This is a genomic window from Corynebacterium sp. HMSC22B11 (assembly GCF_001815965.1).
Lineage (GTDB): Bacteria > Actinomycetota > Actinomycetes > Mycobacteriales > Mycobacteriaceae > Corynebacterium.
The window spans coordinates 32,257-55,812 of the sequence record NZ_KV823473.1 but is presented as its reverse complement, the minus strand read 5'-3'; the positions used below and the strand labels follow the sequence as shown (position 1 = coordinate 55,812).

18 protein-coding genes and 2 pseudogenes are annotated in these 23,556 nt (G+C 65.6%); 13 read left to right on the top strand and 7 right to left on the bottom strand.

Going from position 1 to position 23,556, the window contains the following annotated elements; all coding sequences use genetic code 11:
• Nucleotides 1-56 precede the first annotated feature (56 nt).
• Nucleotides 57-2,936 (bottom strand): hypothetical protein, encoded by a 2,880-nt coding sequence (locus tag HMPREF3088_RS01545; RefSeq protein ID WP_070757914.1) that lies wholly within the window; start codon nucleotides 2,934-2,936, stop codon nucleotides 57-59.
• Between the two features lie 9 nt (nucleotides 2,937-2,945).
• Entirely contained in the window at nucleotides 2,946-3,881 is a 936-nt protein-coding gene (locus HMPREF3088_RS01540; RefSeq protein ID WP_210401468.1) for an NUDIX hydrolase, read from the bottom strand.
• Nucleotides 3,882-3,898: 17 nt separating this feature from the next.
• Here HMPREF3088_RS01540 and HMPREF3088_RS01535 point away from each other — a divergent pair, with 17 nt between their 5' ends.
• Nucleotides 3,899-5,464, top strand: coding sequence for a CCA tRNA nucleotidyltransferase (locus HMPREF3088_RS01535; protein WP_070757966.1), 1,566 nt, complete (start codon nucleotides 3,899-3,901; stop codon nucleotides 5,462-5,464).
• 168 nt (nucleotides 5,465-5,632) lie between these two features.
• Nucleotides 5,633-6,205: an NUDIX hydrolase gene (locus HMPREF3088_RS01530; protein WP_070757911.1), complete on the top strand. Its 573-nt coding sequence runs from the start codon at nucleotides 5,633-5,635 to the stop codon at nucleotides 6,203-6,205.
• A gap of 89 nt (nucleotides 6,206-6,294) precedes the next feature.
• Here the strand turns inward: HMPREF3088_RS01530 and HMPREF3088_RS01525 are convergent, their stop codons facing one another.
• Nucleotides 6,295-7,332 (bottom strand): bile acid:sodium symporter family protein, encoded by a 1,038-nt coding sequence (locus HMPREF3088_RS01525; protein WP_070757909.1) that lies wholly within the window; start codon nucleotides 7,330-7,332, stop codon nucleotides 6,295-6,297.
• Nucleotides 7,333-7,448: 116 nt separating this feature from the next.
• Between HMPREF3088_RS01525 and HMPREF3088_RS01520 the strand changes: the two genes are divergently transcribed.
• From HMPREF3088_RS01520 to HMPREF3088_RS01505, 4 genes and pseudogenes are all read left to right on the top strand, one after another.
• Nucleotides 7,449-9,062: an FAD-dependent oxidoreductase gene (locus HMPREF3088_RS01520; protein WP_070757907.1), complete on the top strand. Its 1,614-nt coding sequence runs from the start codon at nucleotides 7,449-7,451 to the stop codon at nucleotides 9,060-9,062.
• 18 nt (nucleotides 9,063-9,080) lie between these two features.
• Nucleotides 9,081-9,644 carry a hypothetical protein gene (locus HMPREF3088_RS01515; RefSeq protein ID WP_070757905.1) on the top strand — a complete coding sequence of 188 codons (564 nt, stop codon included), beginning with the start codon at nucleotides 9,081-9,083 and terminating at the stop codon, nucleotides 9,642-9,644.
• 26 nt (nucleotides 9,645-9,670) lie between these two features.
• A pseudogene (locus tag HMPREF3088_RS01510) lies at nucleotides 9,671-11,209 on the top strand (aldehyde dehydrogenase family protein); the annotation flags it as partial.
• A 6-nt stretch (nucleotides 11,210-11,215) separates the two neighbouring features.
• Entirely contained in the window at nucleotides 11,216-11,791 is a 576-nt protein-coding gene (locus tag HMPREF3088_RS01505; protein WP_015382116.1) for a hypothetical protein, read from the top strand.
• Between the two features lie 100 nt (nucleotides 11,792-11,891).
• On the opposite strand, the gene HMPREF3088_RS01500 is transcribed toward HMPREF3088_RS01505, so the two are convergent.
• Both HMPREF3088_RS01500 and HMPREF3088_RS01495 read right to left on the bottom strand, forming a co-directional pair.
• Nucleotides 11,892-13,295 carry an MFS transporter gene (locus HMPREF3088_RS01500; RefSeq protein WP_371441281.1) on the bottom strand — a complete coding sequence of 468 codons (1,404 nt, stop codon included), beginning with the start codon at nucleotides 13,293-13,295 and terminating at the stop codon, nucleotides 11,892-11,894.
• Nucleotides 13,296-13,772: 477 nt separating this feature from the next.
• Nucleotides 13,773-14,852 carry a nucleoside hydrolase gene (locus HMPREF3088_RS01495; RefSeq protein WP_070757899.1) on the bottom strand — a complete coding sequence of 360 codons (1,080 nt, stop codon included), beginning with the start codon at nucleotides 14,850-14,852 and terminating at the stop codon, nucleotides 13,773-13,775.
• Between the two features lie 319 nt (nucleotides 14,853-15,171).
• Here HMPREF3088_RS01495 and HMPREF3088_RS10325 point away from each other — a divergent pair, with 319 nt between their 5' ends.
• Nucleotides 15,172-15,438, top strand: coding sequence for a hypothetical protein (locus tag HMPREF3088_RS10325; RefSeq protein WP_141759416.1), 267 nt, complete (start codon nucleotides 15,172-15,174; stop codon nucleotides 15,436-15,438).
• A gap of 58 nt (nucleotides 15,439-15,496) precedes the next feature.
• Nucleotides 15,497-15,595, top strand: a pseudogene (locus HMPREF3088_RS10320) (cadmium transporter); the annotation flags it as partial.
• Nucleotides 15,596-15,632: 37 nt separating this feature from the next.
• On the opposite strand, the gene HMPREF3088_RS01490 reads toward HMPREF3088_RS10320, so the two are convergent.
• The gene (locus HMPREF3088_RS01490; protein WP_070757897.1) at nucleotides 15,633-16,673 is read right to left on the bottom strand and encodes a ribokinase; all 1,041 of its coding nucleotides are present in this window, start codon (nucleotides 16,671-16,673) and stop codon (nucleotides 15,633-15,635) included.
• Nucleotides 16,674-16,857: 184 nt separating this feature from the next.
• Between HMPREF3088_RS01490 and HMPREF3088_RS10315 the strand changes: the two genes are divergently transcribed.
• From HMPREF3088_RS10315 to HMPREF3088_RS01475, 4 genes are read left to right on the top strand one after another with little or no spacing between them, the layout of a single operon-like run.
• Entirely contained in the window at nucleotides 16,858-17,274 is a 417-nt protein-coding gene (locus HMPREF3088_RS10315) for a hypothetical protein (RefSeq protein WP_012361225.1), read from the top strand.
• An 11-nt stretch (nucleotides 17,275-17,285) separates the two neighbouring features.
• Nucleotides 17,286-18,014 (top strand): ATP-binding cassette domain-containing protein, encoded by a 729-nt coding sequence (locus HMPREF3088_RS01485; RefSeq protein WP_015382111.1) that lies wholly within the window; start codon nucleotides 17,286-17,288, stop codon nucleotides 18,012-18,014.
• Nucleotides 18,015-18,070: 56 nt separating this feature from the next.
• On the top strand, nucleotides 18,071-19,195 hold the full coding sequence (locus tag HMPREF3088_RS01480; protein ID WP_246817984.1) for an ABC transporter permease: 1,125 nt from the start codon (nucleotides 18,071-18,073) through the stop codon (nucleotides 19,193-19,195).
• Nucleotides 19,195-19,755, top strand: a complete 561-nt coding sequence (locus tag HMPREF3088_RS01475; protein WP_231837680.1) for a hypothetical protein — start codon at nucleotides 19,195-19,197, stop codon at nucleotides 19,753-19,755. The genes HMPREF3088_RS01480 and HMPREF3088_RS01475 overlap by 1 nt, the downstream gene beginning before the upstream one ends.
• A 31-nt stretch (nucleotides 19,756-19,786) precedes the next feature.
• Here the strand turns inward: HMPREF3088_RS01475 and HMPREF3088_RS01470 are convergent, their stop codons facing one another.
• Nucleotides 19,787-20,419 carry an SdpI family protein gene (locus tag HMPREF3088_RS01470; RefSeq protein ID WP_083317296.1) on the bottom strand — a complete coding sequence of 211 codons (633 nt, stop codon included), beginning with the start codon at nucleotides 20,417-20,419 and terminating at the stop codon, nucleotides 19,787-19,789.
• 40 nt (nucleotides 20,420-20,459) lie between these two features.
• Between HMPREF3088_RS01470 and leuS the strand changes: the two genes are divergently transcribed.
• On the top strand, nucleotides 20,460-23,495 hold the full coding sequence (gene leuS / locus HMPREF3088_RS01465; protein WP_070757893.1) for a leucine--tRNA ligase: 3,036 nt from the start codon (nucleotides 20,460-20,462) through the stop codon (nucleotides 23,493-23,495).
• Nucleotides 23,496-23,556: the final 61 nt, after the last annotated feature.

Here is a 23,556-nt window from a genome sequence, read left to right as displayed (position 1 = left end):
GTTTTCGCTGCCTGTGATGGGTTTTACACGGTGTGTGATGGCGTTTGGCCCCGGCCCTAGCGGCGGCGGGTGCGGCGGCGCCTGCGGTCCAGGAGGAGCTTCCCGCCGATGCCCGCGCCCGCGATGATGGTGAGCAGGAGGATCATTTTATCCAGCGGGATATTGGGGCTGGAGTGCACGCTGACCTGCACGGAGTCGCTGATTCGCTTGTTGTTGGGGCTGGCGAGCCACAGATCGAGGTCGCTGCGCCGGTCGGCGGCGCCGAGGTCGATGGGCACGGTGAGGGAGCCGCGCGCCGGGATCATCTGCGACTCGGATTCCAGGATTGTGGCGGGGTGCCCGGCGTGCTCGTCGAGGGTGTCGCGGTAGCGGATCTTCGCCGGCACGGGCAGCGGTAGGCCGTTTTGGGCGGCGACGATCAGCGGTGCGGCTTCGGAGGTTCGGGTGAAGACGTTGCCGGGTGGCAGCAGGGTCACCGAGTTGCGCAGGGTGTCCGCGGTCTCTGCCGCACCGGCGACGCGGGCGGCGGCGCGCTGGCTGGCCCCGTCCTGCTCGGCGGGGTTGCGGGTGCCGTGGTTGCTGGTGGCTCGCGCGAGATCGGCGAGGATCGGGCGGGTGAATTGTTCGCGGGTCAGGGCGATCTGCCGGGAGTTGGACATCATCAGGGTGAGGCTGCGGATGCGGTCGGCCAGGGTCGCCAGCTGTGGCGCGAGGGCCTCGGTGGGTTTCCCGGGGTCGGCGAAGGGCTGGGTGACCTCCCCGAGTGCCAGTTCGGAGTTCTTCAGGCCGCGGGGGCGCAGCGCGTTGGCGAGGGAGGCCGGGGTGGCTTGCCCGGTGGCGAAGGCCTGTTCGATGTAGTCCAGGAGGGCGGTGGCGTCCTGCCCGTTGACCTCCCACTGGCCCGGCGGGACGGCGAGGATCGGCTCGGGGCTGGCGAGTTCCTGCTGGAGCACGGCCAGGGCGCTGGACATGCGGGTGGCCTCGGAGTCCGCGTTGGCGTCGAAGCGGGACTGGGGGTTGGAGTAGCCCGTGGTGTCGGGGTGGGCGCCGGTGGCGGCCAGGACGGTGCCGAGGTCGCCGGAGTAGCGCAGCGCGCGGAGGCTGCCGGCCTCGTTGAGCTTCAGTAGGCGCTCGTTCCACTGCCGGTCAGACTGCTGGGTGGCCGGGTCGTGCGCGTCCCCGTCCCCTGCCTCCTCCCCCGCAGCCTCGGGGGTCTGGGTGGGCTGCTGGGTGAGCACGGTGTTATTCGCGACGAGCGCGGTGACCGGTGCCTTGGGGTCAAGGGTGGGCAGGAGCGCCTGGCCCTTGAGGGTGTTCTCGAAGCGGCGGGAGAGGTCGGCCCCCTCCGAGGCGGGGTCCACCTTCGCGGCGGCGAGGTACGGCAGGGCTTCGGGAGTGAGGTAGCCGCTGCTGGGGATGGCGATATTGGCCACCGGGGTGGTGCCGAGGATCTCATGGATGGTGGCGGCACCCCGGCCGAGGGCGTGCATGCTGAGCCAGGCCGCGCTGGTGGATTCCTCGGTCACGCTGGTATCTGCTCTAGCGGCACCACCGGCCGCATCCCCGCTGGCAGCGGCGCCATTGGCCTGCCCTGCCGCGGCCTCCGGGTTGGTGGGCCCGGTCGCCTGGGCGGTGGTGTTGATGTCCGCCCCGCCGTAGGGCAGCGCGACGGTGCAGCTCTCCTTGGTGGTGTCGCGCAGGTCGCTGAGCCAGGCCGCGGCGGCCTTATCGTGGGCGCCGGGTTCGGAGCGGTCCTTGGTGTTGAAGATGTCCCCCCAGGAGTCGCGGAGCCGCTTGCGCTCCTCGACGGGCTTTGGGACACGCCCGCCCACGCGGTAGCCGCCGGCCATGCGCTCCACGGTCTGCAGGAGGTCGGGGTCGATCGCCAGGCAGCTGGACTCGCGGATCTTGGTGCCCTGCGGGCCGTCCAGTGCGGTGCGGTAGCTGTCCAGGAGGGTGCGCAGCCGCCCGCCCTCCTTCAGTTGCTCACCGAGGGAGTCCTCGTTGAGGTAGAGCTCGGCGGGCTCGGGGGCGTCCCCGACCGCGCCGGGTGTGGCGTGCGTTTCGCCACCGATGGGCCACAGGAAGGTCAGCGGGGTGCCGGAGGTGCCACTGCCCTCCCCTTCTTCCTTATCTTCTTCCGGGGTGACGACGGCCGTCGCGCGGGTCACCGCGAGCAGTTCCGCTCCCTGCGCTGCCTGTTCCCCAGCGGCCTCTCCCCCACCATCGGCACCATCAGCGGCCCCGGGCGTGCCGCCGAGGGTGAACATCAGCGGGTAGGTTCCGGCCTGCGTGGCGTCCGGCAGCCCGAAGCTCATCGGTGCCAAGGCCCCAGCTGGGCCCGCCGTTTCGCCGGTGGGGGTCTCGGGGTGTGGGGTGGCGTCGTCCTGAAAGGAAGGGTCGCGGAAGAGGCGGACGTCCACGTCGGCGGTTTCGCCCGGCCCCAGGGAAACCTCACCGCCGTTACTGCGTTGCAGCGGGCGCGCCGGGGAGCTGTGTGGGTACTCGCCGCTGTTGGAGAGCAGGGAGGTGCGGACCTGGGCGGGGCTGCCGGCGGCGGGGGTGGTTTTCAGGCTCAGCGTGAGGCCCCGGATGGTGCCGGGGCTGGTGTTGCGGATGCGCAGGGTGTAGGTCTGCGGGTCGGTGTCCTCGGGGCTGAGGAAGCGCGGGCTGATGTTGCGAACCTGCAGGTTAATGCCCCGATTGGGGTCGGTGGAGCGGGCGTTCGGGTTGGCCCAGTCCGTGGCCTCCGCGTGGTGGAAGGTGCTCTGATCGGGGGTTTGGGCGTCCGCGGCGGGCTGTGCATTTGCTGCAGGCAGTGCGGAGGCGGCGGGCAGCGCAGAGCCAGCGAATGGGCCGGGCACGGCGGTGACCCACCCGGCGCAGAGGAGGGAGCCGAGCGCGAGGGCGGTGGCGGGGCGGATTTTGGCAGCCATGCAGCCCTCCTAACGCGGGGTGGCGCGGCCTGCTTCCGCTTCCGCGCGGGCGTGGTTCGGCAGCGTGTCGAGGGCGCGGCGGGCCAGGCGGCGCTCGTCGGCGTAGGCGAGGCGTTCGACCAGGTTATTCACGGGAACCCAGGTGACTTCGGTGACCTCGGGGTCTTCGTCGTTGAACTCGCCGTCCACGTAGCGCAGCAGGTGGTGGTGGACGGTCTTGTGGATGCGGGTGCCCTCGGAGACGAACCAGTAGTCGATGGTGCCGAGCTCGTCGATGACGGTTCCGGCGATGCCGGTTTCCTCCCACACTTCGCGTTCGGCGGTGCTGCGGTGGGATTCGTGTTCTTCGACGTGGCCTTTGGGCATGGACCACAGGAGGCGCCCGCGGCGGTCGACGCGGCCGATGAGGGCGGCGTAGATCTTGGACATGTCCACGCTGCCATTGGGGCGCACGGCTTCGGCCAGGCCGGTGAGGACAAGCCCGCCGGCGGAGGTTTCCACCGAGAGTGGCAGGTCGGAGTGCTCCAGGTGGGTGCGGTTCTGCTTGCCCTGCTTGGCGCGCCGGGTGCCGGTGCGTTTCGGGTTGTTGCGGCCAGCCCCGGAGCGGTTGCCGCGGTTCGAGCCACGGTTGTTGCGGGTGCTGGTGCGGTTGTTTTCGCCCTGCTGGCCCTGCTGGTTGCCGCGGCCCTTGCCCTTGCGGTTGTTCTTCGCGTTCTTGGCGTTTTTGGGGCGGCGCTGGTTTTCGCGCTGCGGCTGTTCGTCGTGCTGCGAACGGCGGCGCGTGCTGCGGGGCGAACCGCTGCTCGTGGTGGCGCTGTCGTTCGTGTTCATTCTGTTTATAGTAGCTGCTTGGCCGGGGCTTGGGGGAACCGCTGGCGGGGGGTTGGGCGTGCCGGTGGTGGCTGCCGGGTGGGTGACCGGCGCGGTGTTGGGGTGTTGGGCCATGAAGTAAGGTATTGCGCGTGACTACGAGGGCGAATGAGACTGCAGATGGCGCGACGGCTGGCGCTGCCGCGGAAGCCGGTGCGACGGCGGCCGGTGCTGGGGCTGGCGCTGGGGCGGGCGCTGCCGAGGTAACCGGGGGCACGCAGGCCAAGGAAGCGGCGATGCTGGGGGCCGCGTGGCAGTCCCTGCGCCGCAATGACGCCACGCTGCGTCGGCTAGCTAAGGCCTTCGAGGCGGCGGGCCACGAGCTCTACCTGGTGGGCGGCTCGGTGCGCGATGCGATGCTCGCACGCCTCAGCCACGACCTGGATTTCACCACGGATGCTCGCCCGGATGTGGTGATGGGGATCCTGGAGCCGATGGCCGAGACGGTGTGGGATACGGGCATCGAATTCGGCACCGTGTCCGCGCTGGTCGGTGGCCTGGAGGTGGAGATCACCACGTTCCGGGCGGATCAGTACGACGGCCAGTCCCGCAACCCGGAGGTCACCTTCGGCGACACCCTGGAGGGCGATCTGGTGCGCCGCGACTTCCGCGCGAACGCGATGGCGCTGAAGCTCTCCGCAGATGGGGAGCATGAGTTCTGCGACCCGCTAGGTGGGTTGGCTGATGTGGCCGCCGGGGTGCTGGACACGCCGGATAGCCCGGAGGTGAGCTTCCGGGACGATCCGTTGCGCATGCTGCGGGCCTGCCGTTTCGTCTCTCAGCTGGGTTTCGCGGTCGCCCCCAGGGTGGCTGAGGCCATGGCGACGATGGCGGATCAGATCCAGCGGATCACGGTGGAGCGCGTGGCCGTGGAGCTGAATAAGCTGCTGCTCGGCACGACCCCGTGGGAGGGCCTGGACCTGATGGTGGAGGCCGGCCTGGCGGATTTCGTCCTCCCGGAGCTGCCGCGGCTGCGGATGACTCAGGACGAGCACAAGCAGCACAAGGATGTCTACTGGCATTCCCTGACGGTGCTGCGTAATGCGCTGGTGCAGGAGCAGAACTACGGTGTGGCCCCGGACCTGGAGCTGCGCTGGGCCGCGCTGCTGCACGACTGCGGGAAGCCGGACACCCGGGCGTTCACGGAATCTGGCCAGGTGACCTTCCACCAGCACGAGGTGGTGGGCGCGAAGTTGGTGCGCCGCCGGCTGCGGAAGCTGAAGTTTTCTAAGCAGTTGGTGAAGGATATTTCCCAGCTGGTGTTCCTGCACATGCGTTTCTATGGCTATGGGGATAGCGCGTGGACGGATTCGGCGGTGCGCCGTTATGTGACGGATGCGGGTGATCTGCTGCCGAAGCTGCACATGCTGGTGCGGGCGGATTGCACGACCCGTAATAAGCGCAAGGGGGCGCGCCTGCGCCGTAATTACGACGACCTCGAGCGGCGGATTGAGGAACTCAAGGAGAAGGAGGACCTCGCCGCGGTGCGCCCGGACCTGGATGGCAACGAGATCATGGAGATCCTGGGTTTGAAGCCGGGCCCGGAGGTGGGTCAGGCGTGGGCGTTTTTGAAGGAGCTGCGCCTGGATCGGGGGCCGCTGGGCCGGGACGAGGCGATCGCGGAGCTGCGGGCCTGGTGGGACGCGCAGCAGGGCTAGCGAAGGTTAGCGTCAGCTCTAGCTGCGAAAACGATCTAGTTTCAGGCCGGATGAGCCCGAATATGCTCCGCCGGGTCAGCGCGTTATAAATTTCCGCCCAAGCTGATCTGCTGCCATGTGTCATTTTTAAGCGCCCAACCGCACCGCCCACCCAGCTACACTGCAGGCATGGCAACCCCCGAGTTCATCCTCAACCTGCGCGAAAAAATCGGCAACGACCCACTGTGGCTCCCCGGCATCACCGCGATCGTCCTCAAGGAAGTCCCGCCCGAAGCCCCACTCTGGGAAGTCCCGAAAGTCCTGCTCGTCAAGCGCGCTGACAACGGCGAATGGACGCCCGTCTGCGGCATCGTCGACCCCGGCGAGGAACCTCACGTCGCTGCTATCCGTGAAGTCAAAGAGGAAACCGGCCTGTACGTCACCGTCGCTGCCCTCGTCGGCGTCGGCGCTACCGACCAGGTCACCTACCCCAACGGGGACCAGACCGCATACATGGATACCGCGATGCGGTGCGTCCTCACCGATAAGGACGCCAACCCCCTCGACCCCACACTCCCCGACTACGATTCACTCGCTGAACCCATCGTCGGCGACGAAGAATCCACCGACGTCGGCTGGTTCTCCGTGGCCCAACTGCCCCCGATGAAGCCGCGCTTCCGCCTCATCATCGCGGACGCCGTCGCGCAGCTGAAGCACCCGCAGGGCTTCCGGCCCCGTATCGGCTACTTCAAGCGCAGCTAGGGCTGCTGCGAGGCGGTGTTCCCAGCGGCGTCCCGGCCGGCGCAGCAAGGCAAGCCCCGCAAGCCCAGCGCAGTCAGGCGAGCCCGGCGCTACCAGGTCGTGGCGCGCTCCGGGGCCTCCTCGTACTTCGCGGCATAACTGGAGGCCCGGAAGGAACAAATAATCAGCTGCACCTGGTGGAAGATCATCAGCGGCAGGATCATCATCCCCAAACTTCCCCCGCCGAACATCACCGCAGCCATCGGCAGGCCCGAGGCCAGCGACTTCTTCGTGCCCGCGAACTGGATCGCCACCTGATCCTCATAATTAAAGCCCAGCTTCCGGGCCGCGAACGAGGAGGCCGAGAGCATCAGGTACACCAGCACCACCGAGCCCAGCACCAGGCCGACCACGCTCACCCAGCTGATCGTCGACCAGATCCCGTCCACGATCCCCTCAGAGAAGGACACATACACCACCAGGCCGATGGAGATCTGGTCCACCTTCTTCGTCGCCTTCGAGGCCGCGAAATCCTTCACCCACGGCCGCAACAGCTGACCCACCACAAAGGGCAAGAACAGCTGCAGGCCGATCTTGTAGAAGGTGCTGGCGTCGATATGGAAACCACCCTCCGCGGTGGACATCAACAACAGCACCAGCAGTGGTGTGAGCACCACACCCAGCAGGCTGGAGGCACTCGCCGCCACAATCGAGGCAGCCACATTGCCCCGTGCGATCGAGGTAAACGCCACCGAGGACTGCACCGTGGAAGGCACCAACGTCATGAACAAGATGCCCAGGTACATCTCCTGCCCGATCAGCCCGGATAGCGGCCGCAGCACCACCCCAACCAGCGGGAAGATCGCGAAGGTGAAGGCGATGATCAGTAGGTGCAGCCGCCAGTGCATCAGGCCCTCCAGCGCCTCCCTTGGATGCAGGCGCGCACCGTAGAGGAAGAAGAGGAAGGCGATGGCGATCGTCACCACCCAGTTGCCGATCTCCGCGCCCTGCCCCCGCAGCGGCACGATCACCGCCGCGATCACCGCAAGCACGATCAACACAATCAAAAAGTCCGGGCGGTAGCCCAGGATCTTCTGCAGGACCGTCTGCTTCTTCGGGGTGGGGTTCTCAGCGCTCATTCTTGGCATTGTAGCCTGCGTCACAGTTGCGTCAGCGATGGGAAGAATTGCACCCCGCGGGCAGCTTTAAAACTTTTTCACAGATATAGAATACACAAAGGGTTTCGTCGGGTTAACTAACGAACATGACGAATAACCGAGGGGACCACAGCACCGGCGCGGCAGCTGCCCGCGCACCACAGAACCCGACCGCCGGACCGCAGGGCACGGCAGGCACCGCGACCGCCGCCACCACGCCCGCCGCAGGCACCACACTCGCGACCGCCGAAAGAATCGACCCGACCGCCGCGGCGCAAGAAACCTACGACGTCATCATCATCGGCGCCGGCACCTCCGGGCTGAACATCGCCCGCGAACTCGCCGCCGCTGGCCTCAGCGTCCTCGGCCTGGAAGCCGGCAAGCGCTACGACCGGCACACCTACCCACGCACCGAGATCGACTCCAGCTCCCAGCTGTTCTGGGGCGGCGGCGTGGAACTGACCACCGACGCCGGCCTCGGCCTACTCCGCCCCAAGGCCGTCGGCGGCGGGTCCATCGTCAACCAGGCCCTCATGGACCGCTTCGACGACGTCGCCTTCTCCTCCTGGCGCGACCAGTCCGGCGTCTCCTGGCTCAACGAGGACGACCTCGCCGACTACTACGATCGGGCCGAGGGAAACATGAGCCTCAAGAACGTGCCCGAAGAGTGGCGCAACGGTAACGCCAAGAACTTCGCCGAGGGCTTCGACGCCAACGGCTACCGCTACGCCCCACTGCGCCGCGGTGAGGCCGACTGCCGCTTCGAGGACGGCAACTGCTGCGTGGAATGCCTCAGCGGCTGCGGCATCGACTCCAAGCAGTCCACCGCCATCACCGCCCTACCAGCAGCGGAAAAGCACGGCTTCCACCTCATCGACTGCGCCGAAGCGCGCACGATCACCGAGCACCCCGACCGCGTCACCGTTACCACCCGCGTGCCCGCGGACCCCACCCCGAAGGGCCGCCGCGGCTTCGGCAAGCCCACCTACTTCGAACCCCACGTGGAGCGCACCTTCACCGCCCGGCGCGTCGTGCTGGCCTCCGGGGCGATCGGTAACACCGCCCTCCTGCTGCGCAGCGGCTACGGCAAGCAGCTGCCGGGCCTGGGTAAGAACTTCTTCACCCACCCGCAGTACATGAACCTGGGCCGCTACGCCGAGGACGTCCGCGCCTTCGCCGGCCCCCTGCAGAACTACAAGTCCGACGACCCGAGCTTCCGCCGCCAGGGCTTCAAGCTGGAGAACGTCTTCGCAGGCCCAGGCAACATCGCCCTCCTGCTGCCCGGCTTCGGCGCCCGCCACGCGGAGATCATGCAGGACTTCCCACGCCTGGGCTGCATCGAGGTCTGCGTGCGCGACACCAACCCCGGCGAAATCAGCATCAACCGCAAGGGCAACCCGGTGATCAAGAAGAAGCTCAACCGGGAGGACGCCCGCCGCCGCGACGCCGGCATGGCCGCCATCCGCAATATCTTCAACGCCACCGGTGCCGAGGAGATCCTCCACGGCCAGTTCGGCATCGGTCTGCACCTCATGGGCGGGCTCGGCATGGGCGCCAGCGCCAAGCAGGGCGTGGTCTCCCCCGAGTTCACCCTCTACGGCAGCAACCGCATCCTCGCCGCGGACTCCTCGATCTTCCCGAACGCGCCGGGCATCAACCCCGCACTCACCATCGCCGCCCTGTCCCTCAAGGCCGCCGACCAGATCATCGCCGCGAGCTAAGGAAGGAAGAAAGCAGACATGAACAGCAATAACCTCAACCCCCGCTCCACCGAGCTGCTCTCCGCCACGCAGATGAAGGGCCTGCTGCGCCTCGGCGACGTCGTCATTCCCGGCGTCCCGGCCCGCAAGACAGCGTCCGGTTCCCTGACCTCCGGCGGCGGGGCACTACCGTCCTTCTCCGAGTCCGGATGCGCGGCCGGCATCGACCGCATGCTCTCCTACATGTACGACGACGACCGCACCGCCTTCCTCGTCCTCGCCTCCGTCTGCGCCTACGCGCCCGCTCCCCTGGTCCGCCTGATCGTGGCAATGGCCAACGCGAATGCCAAGTTCCCCGAGCTACTCGCCGGGCTGATGCGCATGGCCAACCTTGGTATCAAGGGTGTCGTCCACAGCCTCTACTATTCCAACCTCGGGGTACGCCTTGGCGAAGAACTCACCGACTCCCCACTGCTTGCCCGGGGCACCAACCCCAACCAGCTGCCCAATATCCACCAGGCCATCGGCTACGAGACCACCATCAACCAGGAGGCCTACGAGGCCGCCCTCGCCGCCGCCGACGCGCAGAACCCACGCGACTAACCCGCGCTCAGCAACCACAAGGAGCACACACCATGGCAACACAGATCCCAGAATCCGAATACGCCCAGGTCGAGGGCGTCGTCGAACGAGCACGCGAAGCACAGAAATCCATCCGCGCCCTGAGCGTCGAGGAACGCCTCGAACACCTCCGCCTCCTGCGCGGAGTGATCGTCAACCGCACCGAAGAGATCGTCGAGCGCGTGTGGCAGGAAACCGGCAAGTCCCGCAGCGACATCCTGATGTCCGAGATGTTCGGCGCGCTGGACGTTATCAGCTGGCACGAAAAGAACGCCGCGAAGGTCCTGGCTCCGCAGAAGGTCGAGACCCCGCTGACGATGATGGGTAAGAAGTCCGAGATCTGGTACGAACCCCTCGGCGTGGCCTTCATCATCTCGCCCTGGAACTACCCCTTCTTCCAGGCGATTGTGCCGATCGTGGCGGCGCTGGCTGCCGGCAACGCGGTCGTCTACAAGCCCTCCGAGCACACCCCACTGGCAGGGCTGATCGAATCCCTCCTGGAGGAAGCCGCCATCGCCCCGAACTGGGTGCAGGTGGTCTACGGCGACGGTGCTGTGGGCGCGGAGGTCATCGACCAGCACCCCGACCTCGTCATGTTCACCGGTTCCTGCGCGACCGGGCGGAAGATCATGAAGCAGTGCTCCGACATGCTCATCCCCGTCGAGCTCGAGCTCGGTGGCAAGGACGCCATGATCGTCTTCGAGGACGTCGACATCCCCCGCACCGCCGCAGGGGCACTCTTCGGCGGTCTGACGGCGACCGGCCAGTCCTGCACCTCGGTGGAGCGGCTGTACGTCCACGAGAGCATCAAGGAGGAGTTCACCGCCGAGCTGGTCCGGCAGGCCCGGCTGCTCACGCAGGCGGACACGGATTCCCGCAACAACGACCTGGGCCGCATGACCGTCGACTTCCAGATCGAGCAGGTCAACGAGCAGGTTCAGGACGCACTAGCCCGCGGTGCCCGCCAGCTCACCGGCCAGGACTGGGACGGTTCATCTGCTCTGATCCCGCCGATTCTGCTGGTCGACGTGCCGGAGGACGCGCTGGTGGTGACGGAGGAGACCTTCGGGCCGGTGATCCCGGTGCTGAGCTTCAGCTCGGAGCGGGAGGTCATCGACCGGGCGAATGACACGCCCTTCGGGCTGACCGGTTCCGTGTGGAGCGCGGACATCGACCGGGCGCGCCGGGTGGCCGGGGCGCTGCGCGCCGGCGGGGTGTCCATCAACAACGTCATGGCCACCGAGGCCACCCCGGCGCTGCCGTTTGGCGGTGTGGGTGATTCCGGCATGGGCCGCCACAAGGGTGCCGATGGCCTGCGAGCCTGGTGCAACCCGAAGTCCGTGATCGTGGATAAGGACGGCTCCCAGGGCGCTGGCCTGGAAGCGAACTGGTACCCGTACACGGAGAAGAAGTACGAGAAGTTCAGCAAGATGCTGCAGGCCTACTTCGCGGAGCAGCCTGCCCCGGTGAAGCTCGCGAAGTTCGGGCTGCTGGGGACTTCGCTGGAATCCTATGCTCAAAAGGCACGGGAAGAGCGGGAGAAGTAGGCGGGAGTGTTTACCCCCGTCAACGGTTTCATCTCCATCGTCCTGAGAACCGAGCTGAGAAAAGGCTACGCGCCATTCGACCCCTGGATCGTGTTCGATCGGTTTCGGCAGCATGAATTGGCATTAGGATTTGCAGATACTGGAAATCAAGACGTCTACTGGCTGGAAAAGGGCCTGTGGGAGATCAACGATGTCACCACTGAAGAATATCGTGGCCACGATCTGTTGAATCTCCATGTCAACACCAGGATCAGCGACAGTCGGTTCCCCATTCGGGAGCTCTTTGCCGTCTGGGACTTGTCCTTGCCGGTAGGAGCGTTGGTTTCAGCCCAGCGATACATGTTTATCCTCGATCCAGGCAATATCAGCTTCTTTGCTGACCGAGAAAATGCGCCGGCGAAACGGGATCGGGATCCATCGGACTTCATAAACCCCCTCGTGAACCAGCGGTTCTACGATGGTGAGTTTCGTCCATCCTCCTTTTCGCAGTACGCCGATGCTCAGATCAACTTGGATTTAGTGTCACTGCTGCGCAAAAGGAGCGTGACAACTTTCACTTGGGACCGAGCAACTTGGCGCTAGCCTCGGGCGGGAGGCCCCCACGCCTTCCGGGGCCCGCACCTCCCGCTGCGAGCGCCCCCCGCGCTCTCCCCCTGCTCCCCCGTTGAACCCTTTCGGGTGCTTAAGCCGCGGCGTTTTCCTGCGCTGCGGCTTCTTGCTCTGCCGTGGTCGTCTTCGGGATAAACAGGCTGGTCAGCGCAGCCAGGCCCAGAATGATGCCACCCACCAGGAAGGCCGTGGTGTAGCCCGTGGCGGAATCCGAGCCCTCTGGGGAGCCCACCACCTGGAACACCGGCAGCACCGCGAAGGAGATACCCGCACCCAGGTTGAAGGCTGCGGAGTTCATGCCCGGCAGGAAGCCCTGGTTATCCTGCGGCGAGTTCACCACACCCAGGTTGTTCAGCACGATATTGCCGATGCCTGCGTAGGTCACGCCCAGCAGGATCACGCCCACGATCAGCACGATCTTCGAGCGCGTCCCCACGAAAGCTAGCAGGAACAGCAGCAGCATGGACGCGATATTGGAGAGGCGCAGCAGGTTCGCATAACCCACCTTCGGCGCCAGGCGACCTGCGAAGGGGCCCACCGCCCAACCGATCAGTGCGTACGGGGTCAACAGCAGCAGGGACGCCATCGTCGCGCGCATGCCGAAACCAGCCTCCGCGTTCTGTGCCAAGGACGGTGCCACACCGTTGACGGCAGCGAACACACCCGTCATCGTCAGGACGGTGGTCAGCAGCAGACCCCAGGTCTCGCGGCGGCGCAGGTACTTCGGGGCAACCAGCGGAGCCGCACCAGCGGTGTTCTCCTGGCGGGTCTCCCAGCGCCAGAAGATGGCAAACACGATCAGACCAGCGGCCACCAGGCCGATGACGTACAGCCAGTCCGCGGCCGCACCCTTACCGGCCTCATTCGCGGCCAGCGTGATGGACAGCACGGAAACGACGAGGACGGCCGCACCGATCCAGTCCATGCGGACGTTATCGGAAGGCTTGGACTCCGGGGCGAACATCGCGACCACCACGGTGGCGACCGCACCGACGGCGAAGATCAGCCAGAACACGGAACGGAATCCCCAGTGCTCAGCCATCCAGCCGGAGAGCAGGACGTCGATACCAGCAACACCACCGTTGATCGCGGCGATCAGGCCCATCAACGTGCCGAGGCGAACCTCGTCCTTAACCTGGCTGCGCAGGATGATCAGCGTCATCGGGATGGTCGGGCCGGAAATGCCCTGCAGCGCGCGGGCCAGCATCAGCACGCCGATATTCGGGGCGAGGGCGGCCAGCAGGCCACCCAGGGACATCACGGCCAGCATGATGACGAGGATGCGGCGGCGTCCCACAATGTCCGAGAGGCGCGGGAGGAACAGGCCGCACATCGCGCCACCGGTGAAGAAGGCCGTCTGGGTCAGGCCCACCGCGGACTCATCGGTGTTGAGCTCCGTGGCCATCGTGCGCAGCACCGGGGAGAGCATCGAGGCGTTGAGCTGGAATGCCACCGCCGCGGTGATGAGCACGAACATGAGCAGTGGCAGGCCGCCCTTGCGCGAATCCACCGGGTCGATGACCGGGGCCGCGCCGGCGGGGTTATTTGGCCCGCCTGAGCGGGGCGTAGTTGCGTTCATATATGCAGGATAAGTGGGCGATTCGTGCGAGTCCACACTTTTTCCTGTGATGTTGGCTGCACGTGCGCGCCGGGCGGTGCGTGCGCTGGAACCCCGGCCGCGCCGGGCGGTGCGCGCGGGTGGGGGGCGTGCGCGGGAGCCAGACCCCGTTCCCCTGCTTGGACCCCGCTGGCGGTGCCCGGCCCCTCGAGTGTGCCCATTTCCCCGTGCCCTGGCCCCCGATTGTGTGTTTTGCAGAGTTTGTTGCCGGAAATCCGCCCAAAAGCGACATCAAACTCTGCAAAACGTGAAGGGCGGGGGCTCGCTCCCGGGCGCGGGAGGGGGCGGGAAGGCGCGGGCGTGGGGGTGCCCCGCTCCCCCGCCCCGCTCCCCGCGCTAGCTGCGGAAGCCCGTGTCCCCGATGCGGGTCAGCGCATCAACCAGCAGATCCCAGAAGCGATCCACGTCCACGTCCACGCCGACGCGGTGGCGCACCGGCTCCACGTGCTCGCCATAGGTATCCATGCCCGCGCAGGCGTAATCATCCGTGCGGCACAGCGCGGAAGGATCGCCCGGCTGCTCAGCCGTCTGATCCTGCGCGCCCCAGGTGCGCCGCAGGTCAACCACGGTCATGCCGCGGGTGTACTCGCCCTTGGTCTCCACGACGACCGGGGCCGCCACGGTGCGCAGCACCTCCGGGTCAGCCACCGCCGCAACGGCCAGCGGGTCGTGCATCGGCGGCCCCGGGTAGCGGCGCTCCTTCATGTACGCGCCGCCGAAGAACTCCACGAGCTCCGCGATGAACTGCGCGACGTCCGTGCCCACGGCCTTGAGCTGCGCCATGCGGGACGGAACCGCGAGCACCTTGTGGGTGACGTCCAAACCAACCATCGTGACCGGCCATTCCGCGTCGAAGACGATCGCGGCGGCCTCCGGGTCGGCGAGGATGTTGAACTCCGCGGACGGGGTCATGTTGCCGGTGTGGTGCCCACCGCCCATCAGCGTCACACCCGCCACGCGGGAGACGAGCTCCGGGTAGCGGCGTGCGAACAGCCCAATGTTGGTCAGCGCGCCGGTTGGCACGATAGTCACGGTGCCGGGTTCCTCGCGCTTGATGACCTCTGCGATCAGGTCGACGGCGTGAGTGTCCTCCAGCTCCACGCCAGCCTCCGGCAGCTGCGGGCCGTCGAGGCCGGACTCGCCGTGGATCTCATCCGGGATCAGCTGCGGCCCGACGAGCGGGCGGTGCGCACCAGCGGCGAAGGGCACGCCGGTGATCCCGCCGACGCGCGCGAGCGCTTGGGCATTCTTGGTGACCTTCTCCAGGGTCTGGTTACCCGCGACAGTCGTGACCGCGAGCAGCTCGAGGTTCGGGTTTCCCCAGGCCAGGAGCATGGCGATGGCGTCGTCGTGGCCGGGGTCGCAGTCGAGGATGATCTTGCGGGGCTGGGTGTTATTGGCTGCAGAAGTGCTCATACCTCAAGTGTGCCACGCACACCTGGGAGGTAGCGGAGCGAAAGCTAGGATATTCCTCACGCACTTTCACGCCCCGCGCATACTCCGCGCCCGACCCTAGGAAGCCCCCTTGTTCGCAACGATCGCCCAGGCTGTTGGCCGTTTCGCCGTGACGAATATCGACGACATCATCGTCCTCTCGCTGCGCTCATTGTATTAAGGACTGAGAGAGTTGACGCCGCATTTATTTGAAGAGGAGCTCAACGTTAGGTGCTCCCGACAAAGGTTTAGCGTAATCAAGTCACGGTTACTGAGGGCGTTGAAAAATAGTCCCATGGTAATGGAAATAATTGACTGCGTTCAAGGGGTTGACCGAGAGAATGAATATAATTTAGAGCTTCCGACGGGGGATGATGGAAGAAGTCCGGATGCGACTGAGGTTAATACGGTCGCTATCTCATTCAGCGCGAGTGCCAATGTTTCAGATTTAGATGAACTGAGTGACGAAGTATATAGCTGCGTGCTGTATGCGCTGAATAATTCTCAGACATTAGATTTTTTCAGCCTATTATCTCCCCTTGAAGATAAAAGGGATTTAGGCGGTTAGATCGGCATTCTGCTTTGAGTATTTGGGGTAAGCAGATGGCGATTGGGATTGATTGGCTGTCGTCGCCGGTGCGGGTGCCTTCCTGCCGCCCAGCGCGATCCCCTATTTCGGTCTGATTCCGCTGGTCGATCGCCTGAAGGCTGCATGGAAGGCCTGGGCGTGGTGATCCTAGTCCAGGGCTACACTTTCGGCCTCTAGCTGCGGTTTTCCTGTTCTGCCGCCAGGTCGCGGATCTCTGCTTCCGTCGCGTACGACGCCGCCGCGCCGGCCTTCTGGGTCGCCAAGGACCCGGCCGCAACAGCCACGCGGGTGGCGTCCACCAGGGAGGAACCGGTGGCCACAGCCGCCGCGAGCGTGCCGCAGAACGCATCCCCGGCACCGGTGGTGTCCACGATGGTCTCCATCTGCGGGGCGGGCACGCGCGTGACCCCGTCCCCGTCGATGACGGCCGCACCCGCCGGCCCCAGGGTGACCACGCAGGTGCGGGCGACGTCCTTGAGCGCGGCGAAGAGCTCCTCGGTGGGGGTTTCGCGAGGCAGCCCGGTGATGTCCGCGGCCTCCAGCTCGTTGAGGACGATTGGGTCGGACGCCGCGACCAGGTCGGCGTCCTTCGTCGTCACCGGGGCGAGGTTCAGGATCAGCCGGGCCCCGATGGCCTCGGCGAGGGCGGGCAGCTCCGCGGAGTGCTCCGGGGTGAGCTCGCCTTGGGCCAGCACAACCGGGATGGGGCGCTCATCGGCCAGCTCGGTGGCCAGGCCCGTGAGCGCGGACGGGCTGACCAGCTCGTTGGCCCCGGAGGTGACGATGATGATGTTCTCGCCGGACGCGTCGTTCATGATGAACGCTTGGCCGGTGGGCTGGTTGGTGCGGGCGATGTGGGCGGTGTTCACGCCGTGCTCGTCGAGCTCCTTGATCGCCAGCAGCGCCAGCGGGTCGAGCGGCTGGCTGGGGTTATCGGCGCTGGTCTCCCCCACTGCGCCCAGCAGGATCGTCTCGACGCCCATGCGGGCGGAGGCGACGGCCTGGTTCGCGCCCTTGCCGCCGAGACCCTGCAGGCCACGGCGGCCGATGATGGTCTCGCCGGGGTGCGGGAACTCATCGAGGCCCACGAAGGTGTCGACGTTGATGCTGCCGCACACGAGGACGGCAGGCGCAGCGTTGCTGTTCGCGTCGACGGATGCAGGAGTGTTCGCCGCGTCGGTGGGCGCGGTGTTCGGGTTCTTACCGGGGTTCATGCCTCACAGTCTAGAAGACGCCCCGGACTTGCCTGGGGTTGTCTCGGAAGGGGGTGGCCAACGCCACAGGTGCATTACAGAAGCCGCAGATTCCGGGCACGCGCTACCCCTGGTTGGGTAATCTATCAATAGTACAATTGAGGAGTGTTAGAGTTGTGGTCCGTACGATTTCGGAGAGGAATACATGCGTAAAATTATGCAGAACCGGCGAGGGGTAACCGCGGTTGCCGCAGCCCTGGCTTTGTCAACAAGCCTCGTTGCCGCCCCTGCCGACGCTAGCGTCATCAATACACGACTTGAGCGCGTTCGCACCGGTTTTCAATCGCAGCGCGTAAACCATGTGGGTGCGCATGCAGTGCAGGCAGGGTTGATCGATTGTACTTCCAATGCCCCCGGGGCTACCCCGTACCTTGAGTTGATGTTGAAGAAAGTTCGGCGACTCCAGCCAGATGTCAACATGGGGCTTCGAAATGTCTCTAATTGCTTTAAAAAGCCGTACCGAGCGTCGTGGGGATTCCCTGGTCATGCGAAGTATTACTGGCAAGTAAAGTCACGGGATTACCAGACAACCAGCGCCCGCATCATGAACCTCTACTTTTAGATTGCCACTCCATGCCTACAGCCTCTTTCCGCTTCGCCTACCCGCAGAGTACCCGACGGATCGACATCCGCGATCTCGCCATCAACGATGCTGCCACAGTCGTTCTCGGTGTCAACGGAGCAGGTAAAACGACCATGTTGCGCTGCCTCGCTGGACAATTCAAACTGCAACGAGGGAAGCTGCCCAGCGCGGATGGCACCGTCTACGTTCCCCAAAAGTTCATGCCCATCAGCGGTTTTAACGTGGCGGATTACATTTCTTACGTCGGTTGGCTGCAAGGGGCTCCCCTGCGACAGGCCCAGAAGGACGCCCTCACCTGGGCCGAGTTCGTGGGTTTGCAGGGAGATGTAACCCGCCAGGAATGTCGACAGCTGAGCGGTGGGCAGCAGGCGAAGCTCCAGCTGGCCGCCGCCTTGAATTCTCAGGCGCGCTGGCTGTTACTCGACGAACCCAGTGCGACTCTGGACCCAATCGCGAAGCAGGAGCTACGGCAGCTCTATCGCGACGTCATCAACCGAGGCATCCGGTTGTGGGTTTCCAGCCACCAGCCCTTGGAAGTCGGCGAACCATTTGAGCAGGTCATCGTGTTAGATCATGGCTGTCTCGCATTTCAGGGGCGAATCGACGACTTCATTGGCTTCAGTGATGACCGAACTGACGCCTCCGATACGACCTGGCGAGGAGAACCTATCTCCCCCACTGTTCTGCAGTTGTCTGCCGTCCACCGGTCGGAGGCGTGATGAGAAAAGCGTTACTTCGAAATGCGCTAATCGTTCTCGTGGGTTTCGCTGTCAGCTTGTGGCTCAACATCAGCATCGAGGGTGCTGAAACCTACCCGAGTTCCCCGCAAGCCACGCTCCATAAGTCTTGGCAGTTGTTCATTGTCCTGGGGCCCTTGCTTGGGTTCCTGAGCGCGTGGGAGGCGTCCCGGTTTCGCGAAATCCTGACTCAGCTGGGCAGGCCACGTTATGCCGGGAAAGTATGGTTGCGGTCGATTGCTCCACTCCAGCTGATTGCATTTTTGCTCGTCACTCTACATTTTGTTCTCAACGATGGATTCGGCTCCAGGGCCTGGCCGCAAGGCGTGTTGATTATCGCGCTGCATGCGCTCGTTTGGGCTTCACTCGGTATGGCATGCGGCCTCTATCTTCCAAGCCTGATCGCCTTGCCCGTGGCAATGTTCCTGAGCTTTGTTCTGCAGGCTTACCCGCCGGCACTGTCGCAGCCTGAATGGCGCTACATGTTCGGCCAGACTGCAGGGCTGTGCTGCGGTATTGACCGCGAACTGAACTCCTCCTTCGTGGCGGCGAGTGCCACGATGCTCGCCGCATTGCTCATGGCAGCGTGGGTGCTCATTTATGTCGGTAGCTCCGGGTGTCGAGGAACGACCGCCGCCGTGGCCGCTGGAGTAGCCGTTGCGCTGTTGGGAGGGTTTGCTAGCTATTCGCAAGTTGCAGGGGCTGGTTATGACGTGACCGTCCAAAGGTCTGAGAAAGACTTGGTCTGCAGCGATAGCCAGTGTTTATGGCCCGAAACGCCCGAGGAGGTCGTGGCTGCTAATCGTGATGTGCTGAGCTCTCTCGGCAAGCCGCAGGCGTCCCTGTGGGACATACACAGCTCAGCTGCACCGGAAGACCTGCAGAAGGAGCAACCACAGCAATATCTCCTTGTGCGATCCACCGACCCCGACACGGTTGAACTCGTGCTCATCCTGCAGCATCTTCAGGCAGATGACGCACTACGCCGCACCCCGAGCTGCTGGTTCGGCGAGGACGGGCCCGTGCCGGTCGCCGATGCCTTTGACGGGGTCTCCCCTGATGACCTCAAGCGCTTGGTGTTGGAGCCATCGGGTCACCTTCGGCAAGAGCTCGATCATGAGGCGCTCATTAGCAAGGTCAACGAGGGCTGCGTGGCGTCGTGATGACCAAGCTGTACCTTCGCGGCCACCGTGTCCCCCAGGCCTTTGGTCTGATTGCGATCGCTGTATGCGGCGCCATTGTTCTGGGGACAACAGCAATACCCTTGCCGTGGGTTGATGGCACGTACGGCGCTGTTGTGCCGTTCAATGTCGTCTTTGCGTTGCTGTTTCTCAGTGCTGTTGTGCTCTTCTACACCAGCGACCTCGCGGTGTGGGAGGAATACAGCCCCCGGTCGTGGAAGACACAGGATTATGCCTTTCTCGGTGCTGCGTATCTCCCACTGGTTCTGCTCGCCTCGTTCGGAAACGCAGGCTTGTGGCAGTTTAGCGCCTTGAGTCTGGCCTGCTTCTGGACCTTAAGTCTTGTGCAGCCCCCACTACATGCGCTGAGCGCGACACTCTTTCTGGCCTTTGCGCAGTGTCTATTGATCGTGGCCCTACCAGCAAAGTTCCTGCCGCTTTTTTGGAAGCCCACGCTGTGGGTCACGCTTGCCGCGAGCGCCTATTCGCTAGTGATTTTTTCCATCGCGCGACCCAAGTTGAAGCGCGCGAACCTCCGCTAGTCTGCGCGCTAAGGTGTACCCGCGTTAACCCCTAGCGACGGTCCTGTTCCGCCATCGCGCGGCGAGCCGCATCCAGATCCAGTGCAGGCTTCGCTGCCGCCTGCTGAGCGCCCTGCCCAGCACCAGCACCAGAACCGGCGTCCCGACCAGCGTCGAAGGCCGCTCCCCCGCCCTCACATGCGCCATTCAGCGAGCAGCTACCGCACGAATTCCCCGACGCACATTCCTCCGCCGACGGCTCACAACCGCCGGCCGAGGCGTCGTCGTCGGAAGAAGAACCAGAAGAACAGCAACCCGCAGCGGACCGGGCCTCCTCGGCCTCCTGACCACGCAGGTGCTCCAGGCGAGCCATCGTGGACGCCGCCATCGCAGAACCCATCCCAATCAGGAACAGCGCCCCCACGATCAACAGCGCGAAGACCAGCCACATCCAGCCACCGATCCCCGTCGTCAGCAGCGCAGCCCCCAACAGCGCCGCACCCGCACCCATCCACGCCGGGCCCGCAATCTTGTGCGCCAGAACCCAGTTCTCGGGGGACTTCCGAACCTCTGGGATACGCAGCCCAACCACCCCGTTACCAGGCAGTTTCTCCATAAACCCGAGCAGCCCCACCGTCAGGACAGCGAGGGCGAGAATAACCAGCAGGATGGTGAGCACGATCATGCGGTTCAGTCTATTACCCCGTCTACTAGAATGACCAACCATGAACACCCCAGCTGACACGTCCGACCAGACCCCGTACCGCTACTCCCCCGCGCTCGCCGCGGATATCGAGCAGCGGTGGCAAAAGCACTGGGCCGAACACGGCACCTTCAACGCCCCCAACCCCGTCGGCGACCTCGCCACCGACGGGCAGAAGCTGCCGGAAGACCGCATCTTCGTGCAGGACATGTTCCCCTACCCCTCCGGCGCCGGGCTTCATGTCGGCCACCCGCTGGGCTACATCGCCACCGATGTCTACGCCCGCTTCCAGCGCATGACCGGCAAGAACGTGCTCCACACCTTGGGCTACGACGCCTTCGGCCTGCCCGCCGAGCAGTACGCCGTCCAGACCGGCACCCACCCGCGCACCACCACCATGGCGAATATCGAGAACATGGAGCGCCAGCTGGGCCGCCTGGGACTCGGCCACGATAAGCGCCGCGCCGTCGCCACCACCGACCGCGAGTTCTACCGCTGGACCCAGTGGATCTTCCTCAAGATCTACAACTCCTGGTTCGACCCGGAGGCCGACCCCGCGCCGGGCTACCCCGCCAAGCTGAAGGGCCGCGCCCGCCCGATCTCCGAGCTCATCCCGAAGCTCGAGGCCGAGCACGCCGACTGGGCCGAGAAGACCGAGGCCGAGCGCCAGGAGATCATCGACGGCTACCGCCTGGTCTACCGCTCCAACTCCACCGTCAACTGGTGCCCGGGCCTGGGCACCGTGCTGGCGAACGAGGAGGTCACCGCCGAAGGCCGCTCCGAACGCGGCAACTTCCCGGTCTTCCGCAAGAACCTCCAGCAGTGGATGATGCGCATCACCGCCTACTCCGACCGCCTGCTCGAGGACCTGGAATTCCTCGACTGGCCGGAGAAGGTCAAGTCCATGCAGCGCAACTGGATCGGCCGTTCCCGCGGCGCGCAGCTCGCGTTTTCCTCCGCGGCGGGCCCGATCGAGGTCTTCACCACCCGCCCGGACACCCTCTTCGGTGCGACGTACATGGTGCTCGCCCCTGAGCACGAGCTCGTCGACACCCTCGTTTCCGCAGCTGAGGACGCCGCCGGCTCCGCGCAGGCCGCCTACGCAGACGCCGATGAGCGCTGGACCTTCGGCCAGAGCAGCCCGTCCGAGGCCGTCGCCGCCTACCGCGCGTCCATCGCCGCGAAGTCCGACCTGGAGCGTCAGGAAAACAAGGAAAAGACCGGCGTGTTCACCGGCGCCTACGCCACCAACCCGGTCAATGGCGAGCAGGTGCCCGTCTTCATCGCGGACTACGTCCTCATGGGCTACGGCACCGGCGCCATCATGGCGGTCCCGGCCCACGACGAGCGCGACTTCGACTTCGCTACCGCCTTCGGCCTGCCGATCCGCGAGGTCGTCGCCGGCGGCGAGAAGGGCGAGGACGGCCAGCTCATCGCCGCCTACACCGAGTCCGGTAAGGCCGTGAACAGCGCAAACGCTGAGGGTCTGGACATCAACGGCCTCGCCCTGGCAGATGCGAAGGCCACCACCACCGAGTGGCTCGAGGAGAGGGGCCACGGCCACGGCAAGGTGCAGTTCAAGTTGCGCGACTGGCTGTTCGCCCGCCAGCGTTACTGGGGCGAGCCCTTCCCCATCGTCTACGACGCCGACGGGGTTGCCCACCCGCTGCCGGAGGACATGCTCCCGGTGGAGCTGCCGGAGGTCGAGGACTACAAGCCGGTCGCCTTCGACCCGGAGGACCAGGACACCGAGCCGCAGCCCCCGCTGGCCAAGGCCCGCGAGTGGATCGAGGTCGAGCTGGACCTCGGCAACGGCCGCGGCACCCAGACCTACTACCGCGACGCGAACGTCATGCCGCAGTGGGCCGGTTCCTCCTGGTACCAGCTGCGCTACATCGACCCGAATAACGATCACGCGCTGGTAGACATCGACAACGAGCGCTACTGGGTCGGCCCGCGCGAGGGCAACCCCTCCGGTGGTGTGGACCTGTACGTCGGCGGCGTGGAGCACGCGGTGCTGCACCTGCTGTACTCCCGCTTCTGGCACAAGGTGCTCTTCGACCTGGGCGTGGTTAGCTCCTTTGAGCCGTACCACCGCCTGTTCAACCAGGGCTACATCCAGGCCTACGCCTACACCGACTCCCGCGGCGTCTACATGCCGGCCGCGGAGGTCGTGGAGCGTGACGGCGCATTCGTGCACGTCAATCCGGAGACCGGGGAGGAAACCCCGGTCCAGCAGGAGTACGGGAAGATGGGCAAGTCCCTGAAGAACTCCGTCTCCCCAGACGAGATCTGCGATAACTATGGGGCGGACACCCTGCGCGTCTACGAGATGTCCATGGGGCCGCTGGATACCTCCCGCCCGTGGGCGACGAAGGACGTCGTCGGCGCGCAGCGTTTCCTGCAGCGTGCCTGGCGCCTGGTCGTGGACGAGACGTCCGGCAAGGCGGTCGTCGATGAGGACGTCAACACGCTGGCCTCGCTGCCGGATGAGGACCGCCGTGCGGTGAACCGCGCGCTGGCGGGTGTCCACGAGGACTACACCAACCTGCACAACAACACGGCCGTCGCGAAGCTGATCGAGCTGGTGAACTACCTGACGAAGCAGTACGGCGCGGCAGGTGCCGGTGGCGCCCAGGGGGCCGCGGCGGATGCTGCGGTGCCGCGCGCGGCGACGGAGGCGCTGGCGCTGATGCTCGCACCGGTGGCCCCGCACCTGGCCGAGGAGCTGTGGCAGGTGCTGGGTGGTGCGGAGGTCTCCGGCCTGCTGGCTGACGGGGCAGGTCAGGGTTCTGGCCTGACCCAGGACGAGGCCTCCGTGGCCTTCGTGCCATACCCGGCGTGGGAAGAGGACTGGCTGGTCGACGACCAGATCGAGATGCCGGTTCAGATCATGGGCAAGGTTCGCGCCCGCATCATGGTCGCCGCCGACGCCTCCCGGGAGGACCTGGAGGCCGCGGCGCTGGCCGACGAGACCGTGCAGGGCCACATCGAGGGCAAGACGGTGCAGAAGGTCATCGTCGTGCCGGGCCGCATGATCAATATCGTCGCCAAGTAAGGCGAAAGGCCGCCCGGGGAGGGGGCCGGGCGGCCTGGGGCTGGGGTTTTCGTTGGGGCTT